Below are 24,441 nucleotides of genomic sequence, written 5' to 3'. Positions count from 1 at the left end.
CCTTTAAATCCATTATTTACAGCAAGTTATCTAATAAAGGCGTCCGTATCAGTCCGAGGGAATCTCCCTAAATCCACGAAAAATATGTATAGTGTTGTGTATAATTTTTTTATACACAGATTTCACTTATACACATGCCACTTACAGACATACAAATCCGACGCGCTAAGACACAAGACAAGCCCTACACTCTTAATGACGGACAAGGTTTATCCTTGCTCATAAATCCCGACGGGAGCAAAGGATGGAGGTTCCGCTACCGGTTTGCAGGTAAAGCCCGGTTAATGTCATTTGGTTCCTACAGTCTCGTCTCGCTTGCAGAGGCTCGCGACAAACGCGAAACAGCACGCAAGCAGGTAGCAAATGGCATTGATCCAGTCGAAGAACGTAAAGCTCAAAAGCTGGCACAGCAGCTCTCCACAGAAAACTCATTCGAAGCCATATGTCGGGAGTGGCATTCAAACAAAGCCGATCGCTGGACAGTGGCCTACCGCGAAGAAATCATTAAAACATTTGAGCAAGATGTTTTCCCATACATCGGTAAGCGCCATATAAGTGAGATTAAACCGCTGGAACTGCTTGAGGTACTACGACGAATAGAAAAGCGTGGAGCGCTGGAGAAGACCAGAAAAGTGCGCCAAAGGTGCGGCGAGGTCTATCGCTACGCAATTATCACTGGCCGCGCTGAATACAACCCAGCACCTGATTTGGCAATCGCTCTGGCAGTGCCTAAGCAGAAACACCATCCTTTTTTATCTGCCGAAGAGTTACCTCATTTCATTCGGGATCTGGAAGCGTATACCGGCAGTATCATTACGAAAAATGCGACTAAAATAGTTTTGCTTACCGGTGTACGAACCCAAGAGATGCGCTTTGCTACGTGGGATGAGGTTGATCTTGAGAAAGGTATATGGGAAATCCCAGCAGAAAGAATGAAAATGCGCAGAACTCATCTTGTGCCGTTATCAGCTCAGGTAACAGAACTATTCAAGCAACTGAAACCTATCACGGGACATTATCCCTATATTTTTATTGGCAGAAATAACCGTAGTAAACCAATCTCGAAAGAAAGCGTTTCACAAGTAATTGAGTTGCTTGGTTATAAAGGACGGGCTACTGGTCATGGGTTTCGGCATTCTATGTCGACCATACTTCATGAGCAAGGATTTGATAGCGCCTGGATTGAAATGCAATTAGCTCATGTTGACAAGAATAGCATTCGAGGTACCTATAATCATGCTCAGTATATAGAAAAAAGAAGATGTATGTTGCAGTGGTATGCAGATAGAATACTTTCCCCTCACTCTAATATTTCATTATAAAATATGGACTGGCAGTCTAACAATAAGACTGCCAGTGATTACAATATTACAATCTACTATTAAGGTTATGTTTATTTTTTTTATTTTTCAGTTCAATTATAAAGTTAACATTAGATGCAATCACAATATAAAGAGCTATAAGTTGTAAATAACTCAATATTAGCAAAGAAAAAATACCAATGGCGACAAAAAAACTTGGGGCATGAATAAACAGCCAAGATTTAATGATGAACGGTTTTAAAACAACCCCTATTAAAAGAAGAGATAACACTATTGCGGATAGAACTACAACACCAACAATGATCTTGACTCGCTCACTATCCTCATCTGAAAAAATAGCATCCACTTTTGATGGCTGCGTAATCCTCAATATTGCATTAGGATATAGATATGCTATCCATATTCCCATTATAGTGAAAACCATTACAGAAACATTTTGTAGAATAGAAATTAATGGGTCTAAATCCTGACTTGTAATATCAGATCGATATGCAAAACTAGCCCAAACAATAGCAACCAATGGAATGATATGAAGATATTTAAGACGCTCTCGAGTTTGATCTTTCATAAACATCACCAATCAAGAATTCGCCTGTTCTTCGGAGTCCGGAGAACTTGTAAAGGCAGCCAGTAAATTATCTCTAGTTAAGTGCAAGGCATTCAAAATTCTACTAGTCGTATAAAACCCTGAATCATCATACTGACCTATATCACTAACTAATAATGTATTCCTTACAACGAACTCGTTTAACCAACATGTTCCCCCTACTCCTTCTTTTCTAAAACCTAAGTTGGCCCAATCACCAGCACTAACATTATAGTCTTCATTGTACGTTTCAAAAATGGAGCGCAACTCTTCTCCTGTAGGAGAGGCTTCTATAGTTAATTCAATTTTTCGAGTATCTCTTGTTACTTCACTAGAAATGAATGGAAGACCTCTAAAATACCTTGTCCAGCCAGCATCTGGCTGAACTGATGCGCTAATCACATCTCGTTTGACGAAGTGCGTTATCTGGTTTGCGATTCTATCTAAGTCGGCTTCATTTGTTAATTTTGTATATTGTTCACTATATATCCTAAGCCACAAGTTCTCGCCAGAAGCAGAAACAAAAGATATACTTAAATAATTACCACTTTTACCTTCCTTCGTTTCTCGACGCTTTGTTTTAATATCACTATGCAGTGTCATGAAATCACGAAGATATTTATTCATCAGTTCTGTATCTGAAATTGAACTATGAAATTTTATTGATGCAAAAATATTTAAAGAAGGAACAAACCAATAATAAGCAGGCTCCCCCCATATAACATTTTCACCATCTAACTCTTCATCAGCACTATACAAACGATCATCACTTAAGGCAGAGTCAGAGCGAATACCATAAACTCCATTCCCATTCCCAATTGCTCGCCATAAAATTACAACATAATCACCAGTGCTCTCGTTACGCTCAATTCCCTTCAAGTAAACTTTTTTCCTTGAAGAATAACCGGGGGTATTGTCATCCCAAGGCAATGTATCTGCCAATGAGGTCCTACTTGAGAACCAAGTATGTAAGGAATCCAGCATATCGGCCATCATCAATGGCTCATAATATGAATCACCTCTCTTATGGAATCCTAATTGTTTATATTTGAAAAAAGTGACCAGTCCTTCGCTCATTTGCTCACCATTAGTTGAGGTTGAATACTTTGATTTTAGGAGAAATCTAATCAGAAGAAGATGCGTGATGAACATTTAATCATGTCCTTAAATTAATGCAACCTTCGCGCGCAATGCTCTCCCCGCCCCGCCTGCCCGCTTAAGGGGGCGCTTTTAATGCAGGTGCATGACCGGCCTCTGAGCTCGTCAGTGCTGGTGCTGGCGGGGGATTCAGTGTCGGTAAAACGCATGCAAAACCATGCACCTTATGCATGCATGGCTTTTTTACGTAAAAATGGCGGGATTTTCAGGGATTTTTGAAAGGACTACTGCGCAGCCAGTTCTGCACGGCGGCAGGTGTAATTCAGGTTCTGTGCAGGTGTGAATTTTTCACGACTATCATCGCGCGAGGCCGCGTCAGGCCTGAATCCAATGGCCGTTAAAATGTCATTATCCTGCACCGAATAATTAATTTTTTCTCCGGCGGCCAGCCAGACCTGCAGCGCTTCACGCAGATAGTCGAGTGAGTGCTGCATGGCGCAGCGCTGAACGGCGGAATGTTGCCCGGAATAATTCATCAGCTCCGGGGCAAGGGCGGCGGCCAGCTCCGCGCCGTGCGCCTGCATAAAATCATTCAGACGGTTACGTATGCTGATGCGCTGCACCTCCTCATGCGAGCGGATATAACGCCCGGCAGCCTGATTTATTTCCCACTTTTTCACGTAGATAATCTCGCGCAGTGTTTGCAGGCTCCGGCCGCTGTGGCCGCTACCGGCAAGCTGTTCGCGGTATGCCTGTTCGGCCTGCATCAGTTCTTCCCTGCGTTGCAGCCAGGCGGATTTATTTGTCTGACAGGCCTCAAAGGCTTTCTGTAGCGTCAGTGTGGTCATGTAAGTTTCTCCTGATGACTGGTCGTGCTTACGCACCGGCACGGTTAACGGTGGCTGCCGGTTCGGACGCAGGAATGACCGGCTCTGTCGGCGGCGAACAGATAATCCCGTCAACGGATTCAAGCGTGCGGAAAGTTGCCGAGCACTCGATATTCACGCACTGGTGATAGCGCTGTTTAACGTTCTCTGACAGATAACGACTGGTGCGGGCGTGTGCACTGGTTTTGCAGAACGGACAGTGAAACATACTTATGCCTCCGCCTTAGTGCCGTCATTTTCAGACAGCTTTCTGGCGAGCTTCATTCTCTTCGCCGGGCTGCGTAACAACTCCGTATCCACACCGGTTATCTGCGGCCGGTGCATGCCCGTCACGGACAATACCGGCTCCTGCTTCATATCGAAGTGATACAGGCTGCCCTGACGGCTCAGCGCATCGCGCAGCTCACCGATGGCCACGGGCTGCGGTGCACTGTCTCCCTTCATTTCGAGGGCGCGAATGCGCAGCAGGAAAGCACGTATGAGCGCGACGGGGAGCGTGTTGACCGCCTGAGCCCATTCCGCACCGGCATAAGCGGTAAAGGCATCGTCATGCGCTGACAGGTATTTACTGGCAGTGGAGCAGGCATTCAGCATGGCGCGTGTCCGGTCGGTTTCCAGCTCCGCAATCAGGCCGGTGAATTCGTCGGCCAGCTCGCGACTGGCGATACGCTTGCTGTGCTCAGCTTTCATTTCAGGGGTGAGACTGCCGCGCAGGGTGCGGAAGCGACTGCGCCAGTCCTGCTCCGCCTCTGCACTCTCACTGAGGGCGGTCTGCCGCTCCTGCTTACAGCGTTCAATGGACGTATCAATCTCTTTCAGTTCCTGCATGCTGGCCAGGTGGGTGTCTCTGGCCGCAGTGAATGCGCTCAGCTTGTCTGTGGTGAGCTGGCTGCTCTCTGCGGACTGTTGGGCGGCTACATTCTGCAGGGGGGTAATGACTGTTTCGGGTTTCATGTTCAGGCTCTCCGTGTGTTCAACCTGAAATGATTCTGCCCTTCATCACACAACATCTCGATTGATTGCAGTTGTGGCAGTTCTGGCACAAACAGCACTCAAAACCCGGCTTGCCAGAGAAAGGTCTCAGCAAAACCTTGCTCATCGTTTGTTTTTTTACTGATAACTATTCACCACTGTTCACCTTAAATAAAAATATAAGAAATACAGTAAGATAAAGGGTGAACAGTTGAGGGCATGACTGTTCACCGTCTGTTCACCACTGTTCACCCACCTGTTTTGCTCTGTCTATACCACTTAGACTTTATTTCGATTAAAAATGAAAAATGTATAACTAAAAGCAATAGAAATTGCTGCATTGTAATGCAGTGATTTGCATATGTTTGCCAGCGTTTTCCTTTGTTTGCCACGGCGAAAAGTCAATGTTTGTTTCCCCAAAAATCTCACATGACCTGAGGAAAAATATAGACATAATAAGGAGCTACCCGAAGCCGGACGGACATGACCGGCACTGTATGGACTTTGTGAGGTAGCCCGATGCACACCGCTTTTTCTTCCCCGTCTTCTGCCCCTGCCGCACCACTGATGCCGGTCTCTGATGCCGTTCAGGAGCGCTTTATCCGCCTGCCTGAAGTGATGCATCTGTGCGGCCTGTCCCGGTCAACCATTTACGACCTCATCAGCCGGGAGGCTTTCCCGAAACAAATCAGCCTGGGCGGCAAAAACGTGGCGTGGGCGCAGTCTGAAATCACGGCATGGATGGCGGATCGTATTGCCGAACGCAACCGGGGCTATGACGCATGATGATGACCGTTCAGCAAACAACCCCTTTTTCTGGCTTGCTTCTTTTCGCCGTTTCCAGGTATAGTTTTCCCGCTGTCGCAAAATCGGCAGCCGGGCGTAGGAACCCGAGTTACTCAATGGCGACACCGGACGCGCCATGCGTCTTTTTTTACGTCGTTGCTCAGGCACACCCATTTTTCGGGCTGTGGTGTTTACACCTTAGCCCCTGTCAGATAATGGTGATCCGGGCGGGGCAGCCTTCGGGCTGGCCGGTATTCATTGAGGCCGGTATTCCTACCCCCGTTCGGGTCACCACCCATGAGCGTAGGAACTCCGGTGGTGGCAATAACCGCTACTCAATGGAGGTTGCCACTATGGCTATGACCCTCACCTCATCACACCCGCAGTTTGTATTTGTGTTTGCCGCCGTTCGTCGCGCAGACCTTAAACCCCGCATTTGTATGCTTCGCACCGTTGCCGGTGATGAACACGCCGCACGCCTTTCTCTTGTTCGCGATTACGTCCTCTCGTTTGCCGGCCGTCTGCCGGTTGCGGAGGTGCGCGCATGAGACACACCACCATTACCGCCCGTGACCTCGAATGCCTTGAGCACATGCGCAACGTCGGCCAGCTCGTCAATGAGCTGATGCAGGTGCAGGACTGCGCCACCGTTCGTCGTGACCCTGCGCAGCAGTTACAGCTCACCTCCGTGATTTACCTCATGACCGCCCAGCTCGACGGCGTGGTCGAACGCTGCAATCAGCGCTGGCTGACCGGGGAGGGCAACGTATGAAAAAGCCATTACCGCCCGTATTACGCGCCGCGCTGTATCGTCGCGCCGTGGCCTGTGCATGGCTGACCCTGTGCGAACGCCAGCACCGCTACCCGCAACTCACCCTCGACGCGCTGGAAAGTGCGATTGCCGACGAGCTGGAGGGCTTCTACCTGCGCCAGCACGGCGAGGAAAAAGGCCGTCAGATTGCCTGTGCACTGCTGGAAGATTTAATGGAAGACGGACCACTCAAGGCCGCGCCCTCACTGTCCTTTCTCGGGCTCGCAGTGATGGATGAACTCTGCGCCCGTCACATTCAATCGCCTGTTGTGCACTGAGGGAGAAAAAAAGATGAAAATGAACGTAACGGAAACCGTAAAACAGGCGTGCGGCCACTGGCCGCGCATTCTCCCGGCGCTGGGTGTGAAGGTCATTAAAAACCGCCATCAGGCCTGCCCGGTGTGCGGCGGCTCTGACCGCTTCCGCTTTGACGATAAAGAGGGGCGCGGGACGTGGTTCTGTAACCAGTGCGGCGCGGGTGACGGGCTTAAGCTGGTCGAAAAGGTGTTCGGCGTGAACGCATCAGAGGCTGCCGGGAAGGTGAACGCCGTGACCGGCAACCTGCCGCCGGTTGCCCCGGAAGTGATTGCGGCCGCAGAGACTGAAACAGAGGCCGACCGTAAAGCGGCGGCCGCGCTGGCCGTCAGGCTCATCGAGAAAACCCGCACGGCCAGCGGCAACGCCTATCTGAACCGCAAGGGTTTTCCCGGACATGAATGTCTCATGCTGACGGCCACACACAAAACCGGCGGCGTGACGTTCCGCGCCGGTGATGTGGTTGTCCCGCTGTATGACGGTACCGGCGCACTGGTTAACCTTCAGCTTATCAGTTCTGACGGTCTCAAACGCACCCTGAAAGGCGGTCAGGTTAAAGGGGCATGTCATGTCATCGAAGGGAAAAAACAGGCCGGAAAACGTCTGTGGATTGCGGAGGGCTATGCGACCGCGCTCACCGTGCATCACCTGACCGGGGAAACCGTCATGGTGGCGCTGTCGTCCGTGAACCTCCTTTCTCTGGCGAGCCTTGTCCGTCAGAAACACCCGGCCTGTCAGATTGTGCTCGCCGCCGACCGTGACCTGAGCGGCGACGGCCAGAACAAAGCCGCTGCGGCCGCAGAATCCTGTGAGGGCATTGTTGCACTACCGCCGGTGTTCGGTGACTGGAATGATGCGTTTATGCAGAACGGCGGGGAGGCCACGCGGAAAGCGATATATGACGCCATCCGGCCACCGGCGCAAAGTCCGTTCGACATCATGAGCGAGGCGGAATTTACCGCCATGAGCGCCAGCGACAAGGCCTGGCGGGTACATGAGCATTACGGCGAAGCGCTGGCGGTGGATGCGAACGGCCAGCTCCTGTCCCGTTATGAAGCAGGGATATGGAAAGTCGTTCAGCCGTCCAGTTTCGAACGCGACGTAGCCGGGCTTTTCCAGCGCCTGCGCGCCCCGTTCTCGTCGGGGAGAATCACCTCAGTGGTTGAGACGCTGAAGCTGATTATTCCTCAGCAGGCCGCACCGGCACGCCGTCTGATTGGCTTTCGCAACGGGGTACTCGATACCCGGAGCGGCCTGTTCAGCCCGCACAGCAAATCTCACTGGTTGCGCACGCTGTGCGACGTGGATTTTACCCCGCCTGTTGAGGGGGAAACGCTGGAGACCCATGCCCCGAATTTCTGGCGCTGGCTCGACCGTGCTGCCGGTAGCAGACCAGAAAAACGCGATGTAATTCTGGCCGCGCTGTTTATGGTGCTGGCGAACCGTTACGACTGGCAACTCTTTCTCGAAGTCACCGGTCCCGGCGGTAGCGGGAAAAGTATTCTGGCCGAAATTGCGACCCTGCTTGCCGGAGAGGATAACGCCACGTCGGCCGATATCGACACGCTGGAAGACCCGCGCAAGCGTGCCTCCCTGATTGGCTTCTCGCTGATACGTCTGCCTGACCAGGAAAAATGGAGCGGTGACGGTGCAGGACTCAAGGCCATCACCGGCGGCGATGCGGTCTCGGTTGACCCGAAATACCAGAACCCTTATTCAACGCATATTCCGGCGGTCATTCTGGCCGTGAACAATAACCCGATGCGCTTCACCGACCGCAGCGGCGGTGTGTCACGTCGCCGGGTGATTATTCATTTCCCGGAGCAGATTGCCCCGGAGGAACGCGACCCGCAGCTCAGGGATAAAATTGCGCGAGAGCTGGCCGTCATCGTGCGCCAGCTTATGCAGAAATTCAGCGACCCGATGACCGCGCGCGCACTGCTCCAGTCGCAGCAGAACTCCGACGAGGCGCTCAGTATCAAGCGTGATGCTGACCCGACGTTTGATTTTTGCGGCTATCTGGAAATGCTGCCGCAGACTAACGGGATGTTTATGGGCAATGCCAGCATCGTCCCGCGTAATTACCGTAAATATCTCTATCACGCGTATCTGGCCTATATGGAGGCTAACGGATACAGGAACGTGCTCAGCCTGAAAATGTTCGGGCTGGGGCTGCCCATGATGCTGAAAGAGTACGGCCTGAATTATGAAAAGCGGCACACAAAGCAGGGGATACAAACTAACCTGTCGCTGAAAGAAGAAAGCTACGGCGACTGGCTGCCGAAATGCGATGACCCTGCAGCGACATAACCAACTCCAGACCGGCAACAGCCGGTCTTTTCCTTTCTGACCATTTTCATAGGGTGAACAATCCACTGTTCACCCTTCACCGTATATTCACCCTGTATCACCATGAAATTATTAATAAAAAACCAGAGGTGAACAGTGTGAACAGTCAAACCCAAAAAAATTTTTTTATCCCCCCGCGCATCACCTGACCGGACTCATCCAGACGATCAAAAATCACAAAGGTGAAGAGTCGACTGTTCACTCTTCACCAACTATTCATCACTTATCGCTATGATATTAAAAAGAAAAATGGCAAGGTGAACAGTGTGAACAGTTAAATGCAAAAAAACTTTTTTGTAGTTATAGTCGAAACTAGCGCTTGAATGGAAAGTACTGCGTGCCCATAGTAACTAAAATGTTAATCCTTGATAGAAATCTCAAAAATCGATTCATCCTTATGTTAAACAAGCATATATTTTAAGTATTATCATGCAACATATAAGGAATCATTCAGATGGATGATGATAATTTCGATATTATTGACTTTAGAAATGAAATAGATAGTTTAAATCCTTCTAATAAAAAAAGATTAGCAGAACAGTTCGCTCTTGCAGCATTAGGGAGCATACCTTGGATTGGAGGTTTTTTAGGTGCTATTGCAAATTTTAAAAGCGAAGAAGGCAATATAAAATTAAACTCATTACAAACAAAGTGGCTTGAAGAACATCATAAAAAACTAGAAAATTTAAATTCAACTTTAAATGTTATAGCAAAGAGATTTGAACAACTAGGCGAGGATATCAATGAAAGACTTGAGTCTGAGGAGTATCTTGATTTAGTCCGCAAAAGTTTTCGTGTATGGAATGATGCTGATACACAAGAAAAAAGACAGCTAGTCTCTAATATGATAACTAATGCTGTCAGTTCTAAAATATGTTCTGATGATATTATTCGTTTATTTATAGATTGGCTTAATATTTATCACGAAGTGCATTTTCAAGTCATCAGAATTATTTATCAAAATCCAGGCGTAACCCGTTATGAAATATGGATGGAATTGCATGAAATAATTCCGCGCGAAGATTCGGCTGAGGCTGATCTCTACAAAATGTTAATTAGAGATCTGTCAACAGGTGGAGTGATTAGGCAAGCACGTAATACCACAGAAGATGGTCAGTTCTTAAAACAAAGACATGCCCCGCAAGCCAAGCGTGGCACATCAACGCTTGAGTCTGCTTTCGAGAACACAAAATCTTATGTACTGACCGAACTAGGAAAGCAATTTGTGCACTATACAATGAATGAAGTAGTGACCAAGCTGGATTGAGCCGGAGTTAAATTGCTATACACTGTGCCACAGCACATGTGTATAGCAATGCGTATAAAAACATCATAGTGCAGTAAAAATAACAATATAAAACATGAAGTTACAACTCAACATTGACTCCTGTGATCTTCCGCCAAAGTTTCTACTCAGTTAATTTTATCCTTTATTCACAAACTTTATATCATAAACTTCGCCCTGTTATTCAGGTAGATACCACGAAATCTTATCTTGTATGTCAATAGGGATATTTTCTAATTTATTAAAAACAATATCATACTCACTAATATATTTAATATGCTCTTCAACCAAATCAATATTTTCAGGAGAAAAACCATATCTAAGCAATAAAGTATGAATAGGATTTAATGTTCCATATTTTAGCAATCCCATCATTTTCATGGCATTATTATCTTTAGTCTTTTCATAATAAACGCGGAAAGCTCCCATAAACGCATCCGTAAGTGAAAAAGAGATTACAGTATCTAAATAGTCATACGTGTCGAATACAATTCTATCATAACTTACATTCTTAGCTTTAATATTGTTGAACATTGGGAATGCATTTTCTAAATTAACATCTGGTATTTTACTCGCTGGCTGTATAAATGGAGCATAACCATTTTTATTTTCATCACGATTAGAAGCATAGCTATATCTCATCCCAACTATTTCCTTAAAAGATTTACCTTGGATAAGGTAAAAGAGGATCGTTATTGCATTATCAAATACGTTACTTTCTCCCTTCAATAAATCCCTGCCGATATAAGACTCAAAAACAAGTTTTAGATTTGAACGAACTATATCTCTTTTTATTTTATTGCGTTCACCTTTGAGAGAACCACCATCGGCATATTCAAATATAATATCTAATGCCTCTTTAATGCAACCAATAACGTTCATTCCAGACATTCTATTTATTCGTGAAACTGGAAGATTATAATTCTCATCAAATGAACCATCAAAAATTGAAGAAACAAACTCATTCATGTCATGATTGGGATCGTCTAGAACATTTTCCAAAATTGAATTTTCACTCATTTTAAATGTTGAATTTATTCTCTGAGCAAGCAACTCTGGGTTTTTTGTATATACATAACCATAATCAAATACATTTTCTTTGGTTAACCTCCCACTTCTTCCTATTAGATTTTTAAATGCTAACCCTCGTTCTTCATCATTATCAGCCTGGATTCGCATGTTCACTAGCCAAATAATATCAAACGGCATATTTATGCCCTGAGCTAATGTGCTTGTAGCAAAGCAGATTTTTGCATATCCGCTCCTGATAAAATCTTCAATAAGAAACCGTACTTCCAGTGGAACTGAACCATGATGAATCACGACCCCAATCTTAAGCAAATCTACTAAGGTTGATTTATGACCGTGGTTATTGGCGCCCAATAACTCTTCAACTTTAGATATAATACTTAGAGCATTTTTATTAGATATAGTATTAAAGCGATTTATAAACTTTTCAAAATCCTTTTTGAAATGACCATTGTATAATGAAGCTTTTGAAACATATACCAGTACAGATTTTGAACCATCAAAAGCAAAGTCCTCAAATGATCCATCGAAAGGAACAGCTTTATCAAGCAAATGTCCTTTTTTTATATATGGAGAGAAGTAATAGTCTTTCTCATTCGAATGCTTAAAAACAAAAATTTTCCCAACAGTATTATGCGGATAAGCGTGTGAATAAGACTTGCTTAGATCCAATCCATGTTTTTGCATTTGTGCATTAGGATTTTCAACAAATGGATGAGCAAAAACCAATTTCGCCTTTTCAAAATTTGACTTTATTCTTCTTACCAGAGCATCAAATGTAACTCCTCTTTCCTTTTCTTCACATACTTGTGCTTCATCAAAGAAAAATAGATCTATTTTTAACTTATTTCGGATTGGGAATAAATCTCTTGCTCTTTCAGGGGTTAAAACAAAAATGTGTCGCAAACCTATTCTGCTGTTGAATATCATGTCAGCGAAAGAGGATATCATTATATTCTTTGATTTGCCAAATTTATCACGGAGATTATTTATATACTCAGCAATTAAAGCCCTCGAAGGAACAATTATAACAACATCCCCTTTTAATTCTTCAATGTAGTCTTTTACAGAGAATGACTTTCCTGCACTTGTTGGCGCGGAAATAGAAACATACTTTTCTTCTTGAATCGCTAACCTTATACTAGCCTGGACAGGCGTTAAGTATTCCTTAAAAAGTCTATGGTTTGTTCTCCCAATCCCTGACAAAATAAATGAAAACAAATCATCTGGTTTAGTGTTTTTATAAAACAACCCTAACTCCAAAACTATCCTATCTTCATAGAAAGAAAAATCTTTTTTATGGAATAATTTATAATAGGTTAACTTTTCTAATAATTTGTTGTCTATTGGACCTTTTGTATGTAACTGCATAAGCAAAGATTCAATGCTCTCGCTGGGATTTACATCTTCTTTTATCTTCAGAATAGCTGTTTTCATTTATAAATCACCCCCACAAGATATACTATACTGCACTTACTTAAGAGATTTTTTTGCATCACACTTTCTAAAGCATTTCTAATAATAAGATCATAGTTTTCAGAGTTTATAGAAAATGCAGCAACCACACCGAAAGACTCTTTATCTAGGTTGTCACAAGCTTCTTCTCCAGCCAATTTTTCCAAATGAAGCACATCTCTTAGATGCTTTTCTACATTTATAAAATCAATAATTTGTGTTAAAGCATCACCATGAGGATTAGAAGTACCTGAATACTTTGCCTCACCAAAATTGACCATTTTTTGAGGGCAAACAGTATGAAAATCAAATCCTTCATTCTGTTTTTTTTGAGGTTTCCAAAGCTCTGCAATTGGAAGAGAAACATGATTAAAAAGTTTATTTAATGCCCTTGACGCTCCCATTGAAACCATTATCTCACCAAATTCAACGCCAATATCCTTTTCAGATGAAGATTGAGCTTTTATTTTGTTGAATATATCAACTAATAATTCCGAAGTTTCCTCTACAGTATACCTATAACATCTTTGTGTACGAGCATCTAAATCCATCACCCATGATTTATCCAAAACTATTTTTGTTAATTCTTCTGCAATTTTATTTATAGTTTTTATTCTTATTACACATATTTTTACCATTACTTCAGCGCTGGTTAATTCATCATGGTAACATCCCCAATCAACATCATCCCGTGTTCTAATAATGTTTTTATTATTCATATAACTCAGCCCTTATCCTTAGGAATATTGAATAACTGTTTACGTGAAAATAAATATAAATCTGAAACAAAGAATTAATTGTTAATTGATTAATTTACAACGATTAGAGATGAGTAACAATGCTGTTTAAATAAACAGCACTTCACCGAAAGACTTATTCATACCAGTTATAGATACATACTCTATTGCTTGTTGAGCCTTAATTTACAAGCCTCCTTCACCCACTTACTAAAATTCCCTTTCCCCGCAACCTTCTCAATCTGTTGTAAAAGCTCATCCTCGAACCGGATGTTCTTCATAGTGCTTTTGGTACGGTCAAAATTTGGTTTCTTTTTCTCTTGCATGGTAGGTACCACTTCGGTTAATTTATCAGCATATGGTACCTACCACATGGATTTGAAATTCTAACAACGCCCAGTAGTGTTGGAGCACTAAAGGGCGTCTAACCTCACCAACTATCAAGGAGTTGATTATGGCTGATTCGCATTCTACCCCAGACGCCGACCAATCCGGAACCGAGCGTTCGTTAATTGTGGGATACCGCCCGAATGTTTTCGACAAATCCACGCCCAATATCATTCTTTCCGGCAAATGGCTGCGAGCGGCGGGGTTTGATACCGGACATCAGGTCACGGTGAAGGTGATGAAGGGTTGCATCGTTCTGGTGGCATATAACGAGCAGGAGCAGCGATTGCAGGATGATTATAAAAGGACGAAAGCAAAGCTCGTTGAGATAGAGGACGCCCTCGCAGCGATCCAAGCTCCGCGTCCTGGAAAACGCCTCGCAAAATCAAATACAAACCACCTGGCTTAGCGGCTGTTTCTGGCATACTACGAATTTACAGGCATCAACCTTATGACGCGGAGACAGCATGACATATGAAGAATTAATAAATTCACCAGCCGGTGAGTTCGTCATGTTTGCCAGCAAGGATGGAAAAGTTCGCATTGAATGCCGCTTCGAAAGCGATACGTTGTGGCTCTCACAGGCCACGATCTGTGAGTTATACGGCAAAGCCAAAGCAACGATCAGTGGGCATATCAAGAACATTTTTGATGAGGGTGAGCTGGTCGAAAATTCAGTTGTTCGGTTTTACCGAACAACTGCCAGCGATGGTAAAGTATATAACGTTCAATATTTTAGCCTTCCCGTCATTCTAGCTATCGGCTATCGCGTCCGCTCCACGCGAGGCACACAGTTCCGACAGTGGGCCACCCAAACGCTACAGGAATACCTGGTCAAAGGCTTCGTGATGGACGACGAACGCCTGAAAAATCCACCTGTCGGATCATCCGCCGTGCCTGACTATTTCGATGAAATGCTGGAACGCATTCGCGATATACGGGCTAGCGAACGCCGGGTCTATCTCCGCGTGAAAGAGATTTTTGCGCTAGCTGCCGATTATCAGCCGTCTCTCAAAGAAACTACGCAATTCTTCCAGACTATCCAGAATAAACTGCATTTTGCCTGCACGGGTCATACCGCTGCTGAGTTGATTCACCAACGTGCGGACGCCACTCAACCGCATATGGGGCTGACCAGCTATAAAGGCGAAGAAGTCCGTAAAAGCGATGTCACCACCGCAAAAAATTATCTGTCTCAGGATGAAGTAAGGGAACTTAATCGCGTTGTGAATATGTGGTTGGATTTTGCCGAAGATCAGGCCAGACGCCGCCAGCAGGTATTTTTACGCGACTGGCAAACCAAACTCGATCAGTTCCTGCAATTTAACGACAGGGATGTTTTAGAAGGGGCTGGTCAAATCAGCAAGAAAGCGGCTGATGAAAAGGCGTGCTCAGAATACGTTGAGTTTGAAAAAAAACAGCGCTTGCTGAAAGAAGCCAAAGGTGAAAAAGATATCATCGGCTTATTAAAATGGGATAAGCAGGCTAAACGCTAATTCCGGCACAGGTTCATCATTTCAATACTTGATACTATTTTTCAGTTATCATTGTCCTACGATTTAAGAACAGCCATAAATCAATTATATAATCTTCAAAAATTTATTCACACCATCCATGTTTCGCAACGATATTTTTTCATTTCACCAATCCGAACTTTTATCATTTCTATTTTGAAATGTAAGTCACAATTTAAATCATTAATACAGTGTAGTTTCCTCAATCGATAAAAAGGAGATTGAAATGGCTATACCTGTTTACTTATGGCTTGAAGACGATAAAGGCCGCAGGGTTCAAGGGTCTGTTGATGTAAAAGATCGCGAAGGTTCAATAGAAGTGATTGAGTTTATGCACTCTATTGAGCAACCCATCGATAAACTCACAGGGAAAATAACAGCAAAACGTATTTGTAGTACTTATGCGTTCATGAAAGAGATCGATTCCTCATCCACTTATCTATATAAAGCATTGAGTACGGGACAAACACTAAAAAAAGCGGAATTTATATTTTACAGAATCAACTATAACGGAATTGAAGACGCTTACTTTAAGACTATTTTAGACAACGTAAAAGTAGTGCAAATTGAACCTATCATGTTTGATATAAAACACCCGAAAAACGAACGCAATACACACCATGAATATGTAGATCTGACCTATGAAAAAATAACATGGCACTACATTGATGGAAACATCATTTACTCCGACACATGGAAAGTACGCGCTTAAGGAGAAAGTATGTCCTGGGAATATGATGTAAAAGAACACAAATTTTATCTCGATGGAGTCTATCAATTCGATGCGGATTACGCAGGAGCAACTGGTTACAAAAACGATCCCTCGCAAGAATGTGTAAAAAACAGCGGACCTCTACCACGAGGTACCTACACAATTGGATCCCCTCATAATTCTGCCCACACTGGGAAATATACTCTCAGCCTCACGCCCTACTCGACAAATGATATGTGTGGTAGGGACTCATTTAAAATTCATGGTAAAAGCAGTTTGCATCCTGATGACTCTTCAGAAGGTTGTATCATTGCTCCTCTGAGTGCCAGAAGGAGTATCTGGAAAAGCAACGATACGGTATTGATTGTCAAATGAAGCGTTTATTTTGTTTATTGCCATTAGTCGTTGCAGTCAGTTCGCAAGTATCAGCAACGGAAATGACCGGCTTCGCAACTCAGTATTACCGGGATGACGGACCGCTGACGGAAATTTCAACAACATTGGCCCTCACCCCAATCATTACCATTGGTAAGAAAACCGTGCAAATGGAGGTTACTCACCTATCAGATATCTCCAGCACATCAGTTAACAAAGACAATTCCGCTCGTTGGGTATGCCTTCATGACGACGATGGCACGAATTACTGGTTCATCTCGGATAACGAAATGGGTGCAGGATTGTTAACTGCGCTAGTCATATCCAGGGATGGCATCCATGAAGAGTGTGCTAAAACAACGGAACCTGTCAGCGTCTCAGTCGCTAATGTTCCATTGTTGAATGCTACTTACGGGAATTTAGTTGAATTGTTCGGCAAGAAAGAGATCGCAAAAAAGAAAGCGATGTTTTTTTATCATGAGACGCCAGTAAAGAATGGATTCATCCAGAGTAATACGGTCTCTTATTACTTCGATGGCGAAAAAGTGCGTGGCGTTATTATTGGACAAATTACCAGTAACTAGCTTGCAGACGCCCTCTTCCACAGGGATAGGGCGTTAAGCCTGCCCACCCAACCGCAAATGCAACAACGGAAACGGATTCCCCTGCCCGTCCAGCTCTGAGCGGCCAACCTGCTCAAACCCCATATGGCGATAAAATTCCACCCCCTGCGGGTTTTGCTCGTTCACATCCACTTCATTCACGCCAAACTCTGCGATGGCGTATTGCAGAAGCAATTTCCCGACGCCCTTCCCCCGGCTCTCATCATCAACAAACAACATTTCAATGCGATTTTCATCAACGCCTAAAAAGCCGTGAATAGCGCCTGCGTTATCTTCAGCAATCACGACCTTGAGGTTAGGTAAATAAGCGTTGAGCAATAGCGGGCGCAGCGCCGCAATATCGCTTTCCTGTAAAAAGTGGTGGGTGGCGCGAACGGAGGATTCCCAGATCGCGACCAGACGTTCGAAGTGTGAGGGGTGTGCGGTTTCTATTTTCATCGTGGGATCATGTGCGGATAAGTAAGTTAATTCAAGTCACTCCGTACATTCCTTTCCCCCTCACCCTGGCCTCTCCCACAGGGAGAGGGAACCGACCGTGCTAAACCTTAATTTCCATCACCGCATACACCCCGTCCTTCGGTACCACCACGGTGACGTTTTCCACCGGCACGCCCGCCGCGAGGTGAATATCCTGCAGCTGCTGTAACGACCTCGGGTGAATATCCTCCCAGCCGATACCCCGCAGCACAAAGTCAATTTGCGGGCTGCTGGTCAACATGTTCGACACAATAACCGCTCCGCCGGGCTTTACCATCCGCAGCGCGCGCTGGAGGAAAATCACCGCATCGGCATCATTGAAGTATTCGAAAATCCCCAGTGCATCGACAAGCTCGGCCTGCTGCTCGCCCAGCTCCAGCAGTAAGTCCTCGTTACGTATCAGCGTATGGAGCAGATTGCGCCTGAGCAGCGTAAGCTGTTCGCCCACCACAATGCCTTCCTGCGCCGCCATGGTTTCGGCCCAGCTGAGCGCCACGGGGTCTTTGTCCACCAGCGTGAGAAAAACCTGCTGACCGTCGAGCTTTGCCTCGCGCAGCGCCTCAAGCACCGGAATAGCGGCCCCACTCGCCAGGCTGACCCAGTTGTTCTCACTTTCGTTATGAATGTACTTTTCCACCAGCGCGGCCAGTACTTTGGCACGGGAGCGCACGCCAACCGCATCGTTAGCGTGGATAAACCACTGGCGGCTGTCGCTGTCCATTTTTGTACCGTCAGGCAGACGGTCTTCCAGCGGGTTTTGCACCACAAACAACGCCAGCGCGGAGGGCACCAGTCGCGTTCGCCACGCGGTAAGCGCCGGCCGGTTACGAAAAGCCTGTTCGGAATAACGGTTCTGAGGGACAAGCACGGCCTGCCCGCCTTCTTCGTATTCAATCAGCGGGGGCCGGAGCGCTGGCTCGGCTTTCAGCGCCCGGTCAAGCGCAGCGATCTCACGGGCAGCATCGTCTTTCATCGGCCACTGGTCGCTGACATCGGGAAATGACGCACTGAAAATCGTCATATTTTCCGGCGCGTCGCCGCGAAAAGGCTGCCAGTTCATCTCGTTGTCTCCCGTTACGCTAATAACGAAAGTCTATCCAGGCAGACCAGTAATACCCTACGAAGAAAGCACGATCTTCACTGCTTCACCCACACCAGTTGATCAACACGAAAACCCAAACCGCGCGCGGTATTCAGGTAATCCTGTTTCACGGCATCCGGGATTGTCGGGGTACGCGACAAAATCCACAGGTAATCGCGGTTCGGGCCGCTCACCAGCGCGTACTGGTACTTATCGTCCAGCTTGATCACGTTATAGCCGCCGTAGAACGGGCCGAAGAACGACACCTTCAGCGCCGCCGTGGTCGGTTCACCGGTAAAATACGCTTTGCCTTCGCTCTCATTCCACGTCTTCTTCACCGGGTCATAACCCCGGTTTAGCACGCTAATGCCGTCGTCACTGCGTTTGCCGTAGGTGGCAGTCACCTGCTCCAGCCCGCGTTCAAAGCGGTTTTCCAGGCGAGCGATTTCGTACCATTTGCCGAGATAGCGGCTGGCATCAAAGCCTGAAATGGGCTGTACGCCTTTCGGCGGCGTAGGAGATTTACAGGCGACCAGTGTCAGAGCGATGGCGACACCGGTCACAACAGGCCATACCTTCATGAGAACTCCTTTCATTTGCATGATTGGACGTTAATTGTAGTGCACCGTTTCGACGCTTCATCCCGTCCGGGAAAATTCGTAGTATATTGAGAATATTCCTCCACTCTGGACACGGGCATGGCTTACTCCATCGGCGAATTCGCCAGACTCAGCGGCATCACCGCCACCACGCTGCGGGCGTGGCAGCGTCGCTATGGTTTACTCAAGCCGCAGCGCACGGATGGCGGTCACCGCCAGTACAGCGATGAAGACGTCCAGCAGGCGCTAAAAATCCTCGACTGGGTAAAAAAAGGGGTCCCGATTGGCCAGGTCAAACCCCTGCTGGAACGCCCGACACCGGGTCGGACCAACAACTGGCAAACCCTGCAACAGAACATGCTGCAACGCCTGCAGGACGGTAAAGTCGAGTCCCTGCGCCAGATGATTTACGACGCCGGACGCGAATACCCTCGGCCAGAGCTGGTCGCGAACGTACTGCGCCCCTTGCGTAGTCAGGTCTCCGCTAACGTCGCTGCTGCCATGACCCTGCGTGAAATCCTCGATGGCATCATCATCGCCTACACCTCGTTTTGTCTCGAGGGAGATAAAAAAGCGCCTGGCGATAATATTCTGCTCAGTGGCTGGCATCTGAATGACCCGTGCGAGATCTGGCTCGAAGCCTTAACGCGCACCGGGCAAGGTCACCGGATCGACATTCTGCCCTCGCCTCCTGCCGCGCTGGCACCGGAAATATTCCCGGATCGTAAATGGCTTCTGGTCACCAGCGGTAAACTCACCGCTGCACGGAAAAAGCAGGTGGAGCAGTGGCAGCAGCAGGTATCGCTTGAAGTGATTATCCTCTGACGATTTTCTCCTGTGGGAATCTTCACGAAAAGTTGAATATTTTTTCGCACCGCAGATGCTAACGTTTTCCTGTGACGAATAACCCAACAGGAAAACACCATGAAAAAAACCGCCCCTTTGCTGATGCTGACCACCCTGGCCTTTGCTCCGGCTGTATTTAGTGCCCCTGTCGGCACGCTGAGTGTACACGTTCTTGACCAGCAAACCGGGATGCCGCCATCCGACGTTACCGTCACGCTGGAAAAACAGCAGCAGGACAAATGGACCCAGGTTGCCAGCGGTAAAACCGACCACGACGGACGTATCAAATCGCTTTATCCGCAGGATCAGGATATGCAGCCTGGCGTGTATAAAGTGACCTTCAAAACCGCAGATTACTTCCACGGCAAAAAGCTGGACTCCTTCTTCCCGGAGATCCCGGTGCTGTTTACCGTGACCCGCACCAACGAAAAACTGCACATCCCACTCCTGCTGAGCCAGTACGGTTACTCGACCTACAAGGGAAGTTAATACTCATTGATTTTAAAGGAATATAAAAAATACTTACGCTAATACTTGGACAAATTACGAATGTTGTGTAATTTTTAAAGGGAGAATGGGAGGACCACACCATGACAAAAAAACCTGTGCTGGGTATTAGCGGATGTTTGACCGGTTCCGCCGTTCGCTTTGACGGCGGGCATAAACGTATGGGTTTTGTCATGGACGAACTGGCCCAGTGGGTAAGCTTCAAGCCGGTCTGCCCTGAAATGGCGATTGGGCTGCCTACGCCACGCCCTGCCATTCGTTTAACGCTGGCAGAAAGCGGTGAAACTCAGCTGCGCTTCAGCAAGCCACCTCATGACAATCTCACGCAGAAAATGGCTGACTTTACGACAGATTATCTGTCGAAAATCGGCGATCTGGCGGGGTTCATTGTCTGTGCAAAATCCCCAAGCTGCGGCATGGAACGCGTGCGGCTGTATGACGAAAACGGCAACCGGGGCCGCAAGGAGGGTGTCGGGCTGTTCACCGCCGCGCTCCTTGAAACCTGGCCGTGGCTGCCCGTGGAAGAGGATGGACGGCTGCACGACCCGGTTCTGCGGGAAAACTTTGTCGAACGTGTTTTTGCCCTGCACGAACTGAACACGCTGCGTAAAAATGGCCTCACGCGCCGCGCGCTGCTGGACTTCCACAGCCGTTACAAACTCCAGCTGCTGGCGCACCATCAGGCGGGCTACCGTGAAATCGGCCCGTTCGTTGCCTCGCTGCACGAGTGGGAAGACCTGGACGCCTTCTTCGTGGCGTACCGGGAAAAGCTGATGACCATCCTGAAAAAACCCGCTTCGCGTAAGAATCACACCAACGTGCTGATGCATATTCAGGGGTATTTCCGTCGCCAGCTCAACACCCGCCAGCGCGGCGAGCTGCGCGACGTAATCCTGCACTATCGCAACGGACAGTTGCCTATTCTCGCCCCGATAACGCTGCTGAAGCATTACCTGGCCGAATACCCCGACCGGTATCTGATGACGCAAAACTACTTTGATCCCTATCCTGATGATTTGGGTCTGCGTCTGGCAGTCAAGTGATCATAAAAATGCGAAGGCCCCATTGACCCTTAGAGGCCCAAAGCAGTACCCCGTTTAGACGACATCCTCACTGTCGTCTCTTTTTTGCATTTCATCTCAAAGACTGTGATTATATACAGGCTTATTCTGCAAAAGGGGCCTGCCTGTGATCAACACCCTGCACATTCAAAACTACCGCTCCATCCGCGAGATGTCGCTGGAGCTGGAGCAGCTCAATATCGTCTTCGGGCCGAACGGCACCGGAAAATCGAATATCTACAAGGCGATACACCTGATGCACTGCGCCGCGCAGGGGCAGTTTTCCCAGGCGCTGGCGAATGAAGGTGGAATTTTGAAAGTATTCTGGGCAGGCAAAACCCGCAGCGACCAGCTGCGGCGGATGAATCTGGCGGTGGAAACAGGGACCTACGAATACGAGCTGCAGGTCGGGTTTGTGGAGAAGCTGCCCTATCCCTCGCAGTTTCAGCTCGACCCGGTGATCAAAGAAGAGTCCATCTGGCTGAGCGGCCAGCACCGTCGTCCTTCGTCACAGCTGATGAAGCGTAAGAACCAGGCGGTGTTTCTGAACAATGTGCATCACGAGAAAGTGACCCACAGCGGCACGCTGTACGAGAACGAATCGGTGTTCGGGCAGCTCGGCGAACCGCATCTTTACCCGGAAGTGTCGCAGATGCGCGAGTCCCTGCGTAACTGGCGCTTTTATCATGAGTTTTCTGTATCAATCGGCTCGGCGATGCGGGCCCCGCAGGTCGGTTTCCGCTCCCCGGTGCTGGCCAGCGACGGCGCTAACCTGGCGGCGGCGTTTCAGACCATTGTCGAGATTGGCGACGAGCTGCTGCTGATGCGCATCCTCGACCAGGCCTTCCCCGGCTGCGTGTTTTACAGCGACAACACCGGCGGACGTTTTCGCATGATGATGCAGCGCGAAGGGCTGAGCAGGCCGCTGGAACCGGCGGAGTTCTCCGACGGCACCCTGCGCTTTCTGTGCCTGGCGGTAGCGCTGTTAAGCCCGCGCCCGCCAGCGTTTATCGCGTTGAACGAACCGGAAAACAGCCTGCACCCGCAGATGTTGCCAGCCCTGGCGAGCTTAATCGCCGAAGCCAGCCGCTACTCGCAGATCTGGCTCACCAGCCACTCGCCGGAGCTGGCAAAGTTGATTGAGAAGCAGAGGTCGTTTTCGCTGTATCAGCTGTCGATGGTGGAGGGGGAGACGAGGGTGGAGAGGCTGGGGTAAGCCGCATTCTCTTCCTTTGAAGTCCAGTAAAATGAAATTTTCATTTTTTCTCTTTCACCTGCAGGGACTGCCCCCCTCCAATGATGAACCCTGCGCCTACAGAGATTTTGAGCGCAGTAATCAAGTCGCTCCACTTGAAATCAAAATCATTTATGAAGAGATACGAGGCCGCTGCAATCAGCAGACGGCCACCAGCCATAGTGATAAAGAGGCCAGACATCCAGAGTAAGACCAGTAACAAGAAAAGTTTTAATCGCGGATTAATCATCATTTTGAATAATCGTCCATCATTCCTTTCGTAATATTTAGTACTCATCATTGGCCGTACGTCGAGATACGTATAGACCTCTTCTCAGCGCTTACATTGAAGATTGTCTATCTCGACTACCTGACGATTGCCACGATTGCCACGATTGCCACGATTGATGCAATAACATTTGTACTGGCATCCGTTTAATCTCCAACCATAAAAACCACATGACTGATAATTAATTTAATTACAATCAAAATTCGAGAGGAAAAATCAAACATCAATAAAATAAGTAGACCACACTTTACAACAACCTAACGGTTTTTGCAAAAGCATCTTTTATATTAATATTATTAATTATAGCTCATTAAAAATTGCACTTAGCAAATAATTTCGTACAGTTGGACTTGATATCCATCTAACAAGCTTAGCGAAATTTCCGGAAAAATTTGATTGAGTGGCTTCTGCTGCCTACACAACTTTATCTTTTCACTCACTGGGTTACAAAATTCCTTTGCATAACAGATATTTATTCATCGCTAATAATTATCTGGATATTGCTACCATCAGGAATATCTCGAACCTGCAATGCAATATTTGCTCTTATTTTCAATGATTCATGTGAGGTACACATGTATAGATTGCTAAGTTCATATAATCCGCCTGCTATAAATGGGATTTTTGGTACTAAACGACATCCTGGAGGAATGGGACCATTAATCAATTGCCATGAATGTGCCAAAGGATAACCAGTTATAACCCTATAATCTGATAGAATTAACTTACTCCACTCATTTATGGTATTAGCTAATTTATCTACATTTGCCGTTTCTGGATCGAAATAATAAACACCATCATCTTTTAAACAAAATTGTCCACCAAAGATATCCTCTGCAAAATACAATGCATCTAAAGCCATATCTTCATAAGCGGAAATCCATAACTCCTTTTCATTCCAGTCCAGCAACCCTATCTCTTTATCTGTCGTTTCATAAGGGAAAACGTGTAATGCTGACTCAAAACCATAAAACCCATTTTTTTCCCTCAACAACTCATCTAATTGAGCTGCGATTGGCGAGTTGAACAATACAGAGCAATCCTTAACCGATTGATTTGATGATAATTCATCACCACTAATAGATAGTAATTTTTTCATAAAAG

The 24,441-nt window shown here is 46.8% G+C and carries 29 protein-coding genes; 16 read left to right on the top strand and 13 right to left on the bottom strand.

Annotated elements, in window-relative coordinates; translation table 11 throughout:
* Nucleotides 1–134 precede the first annotated feature (134 nt).
* On the top strand, nt 135–1,322 hold the full coding sequence (locus ACJ9Y9_RS00460) for a tyrosine-type recombinase/integrase (RefSeq protein ID WP_407226050.1): 1,188 nt from the start codon (nt 135–137) through the stop codon (nt 1,320–1,322).
* Nucleotides 1,323–1,368: 46 nt separating this feature from the next.
* Here the strand turns inward: ACJ9Y9_RS00460 and ACJ9Y9_RS00455 are convergent, their stop codons facing one another.
* From ACJ9Y9_RS00455 to ACJ9Y9_RS00435, 5 genes are all read right to left on the bottom strand, one after another.
* Nucleotides 1,369–1,890 (bottom strand): hypothetical protein, encoded by a 522-nt coding sequence (locus tag ACJ9Y9_RS00455; protein ID WP_407226049.1) that lies wholly within the window; start codon nt 1,888–1,890, stop codon nt 1,369–1,371.
* Between the two features lie 12 nt (nt 1,891–1,902).
* Nucleotides 1,903–2,985, bottom strand: coding sequence for a hypothetical protein (locus tag ACJ9Y9_RS00450; RefSeq protein ID WP_407226048.1), 1,083 nt, complete (start codon nt 2,983–2,985; stop codon nt 1,903–1,905).
* Between the two features lie 305 nt (nt 2,986–3,290).
* A complete protein-coding gene (locus tag ACJ9Y9_RS00445; RefSeq protein WP_407226047.1) occupies nt 3,291–3,854 on the bottom strand; it encodes a phage polarity suppression protein in 564 nt (187 codons plus the stop codon).
* 28 nt (nt 3,855–3,882) lie between these two features.
* Nucleotides 3,883–4,101: an ogr/Delta-like zinc finger family protein gene (locus ACJ9Y9_RS00440; protein ID WP_045408790.1), complete on the bottom strand. Its 219-nt coding sequence runs from the start codon at nt 4,099–4,101 to the stop codon at nt 3,883–3,885.
* 2 nt (nt 4,102–4,103) lie between these two features.
* Nucleotides 4,104–4,847, bottom strand: coding sequence for a capsid protein (locus ACJ9Y9_RS00435; protein WP_407226046.1), 744 nt, complete (start codon nt 4,845–4,847; stop codon nt 4,104–4,106).
* A 537-nt stretch (nt 4,848–5,384) separates the two neighbouring features.
* Between ACJ9Y9_RS00435 and ACJ9Y9_RS00430 the strand changes: the two genes are divergently transcribed.
* The 6 genes from ACJ9Y9_RS00430 to ACJ9Y9_RS00405 all read left to right on the top strand — a co-directional run bounded on the left by ACJ9Y9_RS00430 (nt 5,385) and on the right by ACJ9Y9_RS00405 (nt 10,393).
* The gene (locus tag ACJ9Y9_RS00430) at nt 5,385–5,651 is read left to right on the top strand and encodes an AlpA family transcriptional regulator (RefSeq protein ID WP_023165627.1); all 267 of its coding nucleotides are present in this window, start codon (nt 5,385–5,387) and stop codon (nt 5,649–5,651) included.
* Nucleotides 5,648–6,199 (top strand): host cell division inhibitor Icd-like protein, encoded by a 552-nt coding sequence (locus ACJ9Y9_RS00425; RefSeq protein WP_023338729.1) that lies wholly within the window; start codon nt 5,648–5,650, stop codon nt 6,197–6,199. The genes ACJ9Y9_RS00430 and ACJ9Y9_RS00425 overlap by 4 nt, the downstream gene beginning before the upstream one ends.
* The gene (locus tag ACJ9Y9_RS00420; RefSeq protein WP_023261439.1) at nt 6,196–6,423 is read left to right on the top strand and encodes a hypothetical protein; all 228 of its coding nucleotides are present in this window, start codon (nt 6,196–6,198) and stop codon (nt 6,421–6,423) included. Before ACJ9Y9_RS00425 ends, ACJ9Y9_RS00420 begins: the two co-directional genes overlap by 4 nt.
* Nucleotides 6,420–6,740, top strand: coding sequence for a DUF5375 domain-containing protein (locus ACJ9Y9_RS00415; protein ID WP_023338730.1), 321 nt, complete (start codon nt 6,420–6,422; stop codon nt 6,738–6,740). The genes ACJ9Y9_RS00420 and ACJ9Y9_RS00415 overlap by 4 nt, the downstream gene beginning before the upstream one ends.
* Nucleotides 6,741–6,753: 13 nt before the next feature.
* Nucleotides 6,754–9,087 carry a primase-helicase zinc-binding domain-containing protein gene (locus ACJ9Y9_RS00410; RefSeq protein WP_407226045.1) on the top strand — a complete coding sequence of 778 codons (2,334 nt, stop codon included), beginning with the start codon at nt 6,754–6,756 and terminating at the stop codon, nt 9,085–9,087.
* A 493-nt stretch (nt 9,088–9,580) separates the two neighbouring features.
* Nucleotides 9,581–10,393, top strand: a complete 813-nt coding sequence (locus ACJ9Y9_RS00405; protein ID WP_003844494.1) for a hypothetical protein — start codon at nt 9,581–9,583, stop codon at nt 10,391–10,393.
* 198 nt (nt 10,394–10,591) lie between these two features.
* Here ACJ9Y9_RS00405 and ACJ9Y9_RS00400 read toward each other — a convergent pair whose 3' ends face one another.
* From ACJ9Y9_RS00400 to ACJ9Y9_RS00390, 3 genes are all read right to left on the bottom strand, one after another.
* Nucleotides 10,592–12,877 carry a DEAD/DEAH box helicase gene (locus ACJ9Y9_RS00400; protein WP_028017835.1) on the bottom strand — a complete coding sequence of 762 codons (2,286 nt, stop codon included), beginning with the start codon at nt 12,875–12,877 and terminating at the stop codon, nt 10,592–10,594.
* Nucleotides 12,874–13,614, bottom strand: coding sequence for a hypothetical protein (locus ACJ9Y9_RS00395; protein WP_407226044.1), 741 nt, complete (start codon nt 13,612–13,614; stop codon nt 12,874–12,876). Before ACJ9Y9_RS00395 ends, ACJ9Y9_RS00400 begins: the two co-directional genes overlap by 4 nt.
* A 182-nt stretch (nt 13,615–13,796) precedes the next feature.
* Nucleotides 13,797–13,958 carry a YlcI/YnfO family protein gene (locus ACJ9Y9_RS00390; RefSeq protein WP_072032703.1) on the bottom strand — a complete coding sequence of 54 codons (162 nt, stop codon included), beginning with the start codon at nt 13,956–13,958 and terminating at the stop codon, nt 13,797–13,799.
* Between the two features lie 128 nt (nt 13,959–14,086).
* On the opposite strand from ACJ9Y9_RS00390, the gene ACJ9Y9_RS00385 reads away from it, so the two are divergent.
* The 5 genes from ACJ9Y9_RS00385 to ACJ9Y9_RS00365 all read left to right on the top strand — a co-directional run bounded on the left by ACJ9Y9_RS00385 (nt 14,087) and on the right by ACJ9Y9_RS00365 (nt 17,204).
* Nucleotides 14,087–14,428, top strand: a complete 342-nt coding sequence (locus ACJ9Y9_RS00385) for a SymE family type I addiction module toxin (RefSeq protein ID WP_028017833.1) — start codon at nt 14,087–14,089, stop codon at nt 14,426–14,428.
* Nucleotides 14,429–14,486: 58 nt separating this feature from the next.
* A complete protein-coding gene (locus tag ACJ9Y9_RS00380) occupies nt 14,487–15,515 on the top strand; it encodes a virulence RhuM family protein (RefSeq protein WP_028017832.1) in 1,029 nt (342 codons plus the stop codon).
* 244 nt (nt 15,516–15,759) lie between these two features.
* Nucleotides 15,760–16,245 (top strand): type VI secretion system tube protein TssD, encoded by a 486-nt coding sequence (locus tag ACJ9Y9_RS00375; protein ID WP_028017831.1) that lies wholly within the window; start codon nt 15,760–15,762, stop codon nt 16,243–16,245.
* A gap of 9 nt (nt 16,246–16,254) precedes the next feature.
* A complete protein-coding gene (locus ACJ9Y9_RS00370; RefSeq protein ID WP_072032702.1) occupies nt 16,255–16,620 on the top strand; it encodes a tlde1 domain-containing protein in 366 nt (121 codons plus the stop codon).
* A complete protein-coding gene (locus tag ACJ9Y9_RS00365) occupies nt 16,617–17,204 on the top strand; it encodes a hypothetical protein (protein WP_229255535.1) in 588 nt (195 codons plus the stop codon). Before ACJ9Y9_RS00370 ends, ACJ9Y9_RS00365 begins: the two co-directional genes overlap by 4 nt.
* Nucleotides 17,205–17,237: 33 nt before the next feature.
* On the opposite strand, the gene ACJ9Y9_RS00360 is transcribed toward ACJ9Y9_RS00365, so the two are convergent.
* The 3 genes from ACJ9Y9_RS00360 to ACJ9Y9_RS00350 form a co-directional block, all read right to left on the bottom strand.
* A complete protein-coding gene (locus ACJ9Y9_RS00360) occupies nt 17,238–17,681 on the bottom strand; it encodes an acetyltransferase (protein ID WP_028017829.1) in 444 nt (147 codons plus the stop codon).
* 100 nt (nt 17,682–17,781) lie between these two features.
* The gene (locus tag ACJ9Y9_RS00355; RefSeq protein ID WP_028017828.1) at nt 17,782–18,780 is read right to left on the bottom strand and encodes a class I SAM-dependent methyltransferase; all 999 of its coding nucleotides are present in this window, start codon (nt 18,778–18,780) and stop codon (nt 17,782–17,784) included.
* A gap of 77 nt (nt 18,781–18,857) precedes the next feature.
* Nucleotides 18,858–19,382, bottom strand: coding sequence for a lipocalin family protein (locus ACJ9Y9_RS00350; protein WP_028017827.1), 525 nt, complete (start codon nt 19,380–19,382; stop codon nt 18,858–18,860).
* A gap of 117 nt (nt 19,383–19,499) precedes the next feature.
* On the opposite strand from ACJ9Y9_RS00350, the gene ACJ9Y9_RS00345 reads away from it, so the two are divergent.
* The 4 genes from ACJ9Y9_RS00345 to ACJ9Y9_RS00330 all read left to right on the top strand — a co-directional run bounded on the left by ACJ9Y9_RS00345 (nt 19,500) and on the right by ACJ9Y9_RS00330 (nt 23,030).
* Nucleotides 19,500–20,225, top strand: a complete 726-nt coding sequence (locus ACJ9Y9_RS00345) for a MerR family transcriptional regulator (RefSeq protein ID WP_028017826.1) — start codon at nt 19,500–19,502, stop codon at nt 20,223–20,225.
* A gap of 99 nt (nt 20,226–20,324) precedes the next feature.
* The gene (gene uraH, locus ACJ9Y9_RS00340) at nt 20,325–20,735 is read left to right on the top strand and encodes a hydroxyisourate hydrolase (protein ID WP_028017825.1); all 411 of its coding nucleotides are present in this window, start codon (nt 20,325–20,327) and stop codon (nt 20,733–20,735) included.
* Between the two features lie 101 nt (nt 20,736–20,836).
* A complete protein-coding gene (locus ACJ9Y9_RS00335) occupies nt 20,837–21,796 on the top strand; it encodes a DUF523 and DUF1722 domain-containing protein (RefSeq protein ID WP_028017824.1) in 960 nt (319 codons plus the stop codon).
* Between the two features lie 145 nt (nt 21,797–21,941).
* Nucleotides 21,942–23,030, top strand: a complete 1,089-nt coding sequence (locus ACJ9Y9_RS00330) for an AAA family ATPase (RefSeq protein ID WP_028017823.1) — start codon at nt 21,942–21,944, stop codon at nt 23,028–23,030.
* A 40-nt stretch (nt 23,031–23,070) separates the two neighbouring features.
* Here the strand turns inward: ACJ9Y9_RS00330 and ACJ9Y9_RS00325 are convergent, their stop codons facing one another.
* Both ACJ9Y9_RS00325 and ACJ9Y9_RS00320 read right to left on the bottom strand, forming a co-directional pair.
* Nucleotides 23,071–23,349, bottom strand: a complete 279-nt coding sequence (locus tag ACJ9Y9_RS00325; protein WP_154231559.1) for a hypothetical protein — start codon at nt 23,347–23,349, stop codon at nt 23,071–23,073.
* 460 nt (nt 23,350–23,809) lie between these two features.
* A complete protein-coding gene (locus tag ACJ9Y9_RS00320; protein WP_200871038.1) occupies nt 23,810–24,436 on the bottom strand; it encodes an SMI1/KNR4 family protein in 627 nt (208 codons plus the stop codon).
* Between the last annotated feature and the right edge of the window lie 5 nt (nt 24,437–24,441).

The organism is Enterobacter sp. CPE_E1241, assembly GCF_045618265.1.
In the GTDB taxonomy this organism is placed as follows: Bacteria; Pseudomonadota; Gammaproteobacteria; order Enterobacterales; family Enterobacteriaceae; genus Enterobacter; species Enterobacter adelaidei.
The sequence above is the reverse complement of the archived record's forward strand: the minus strand, read 5'-3'. Positions and strand labels throughout refer to the sequence as shown.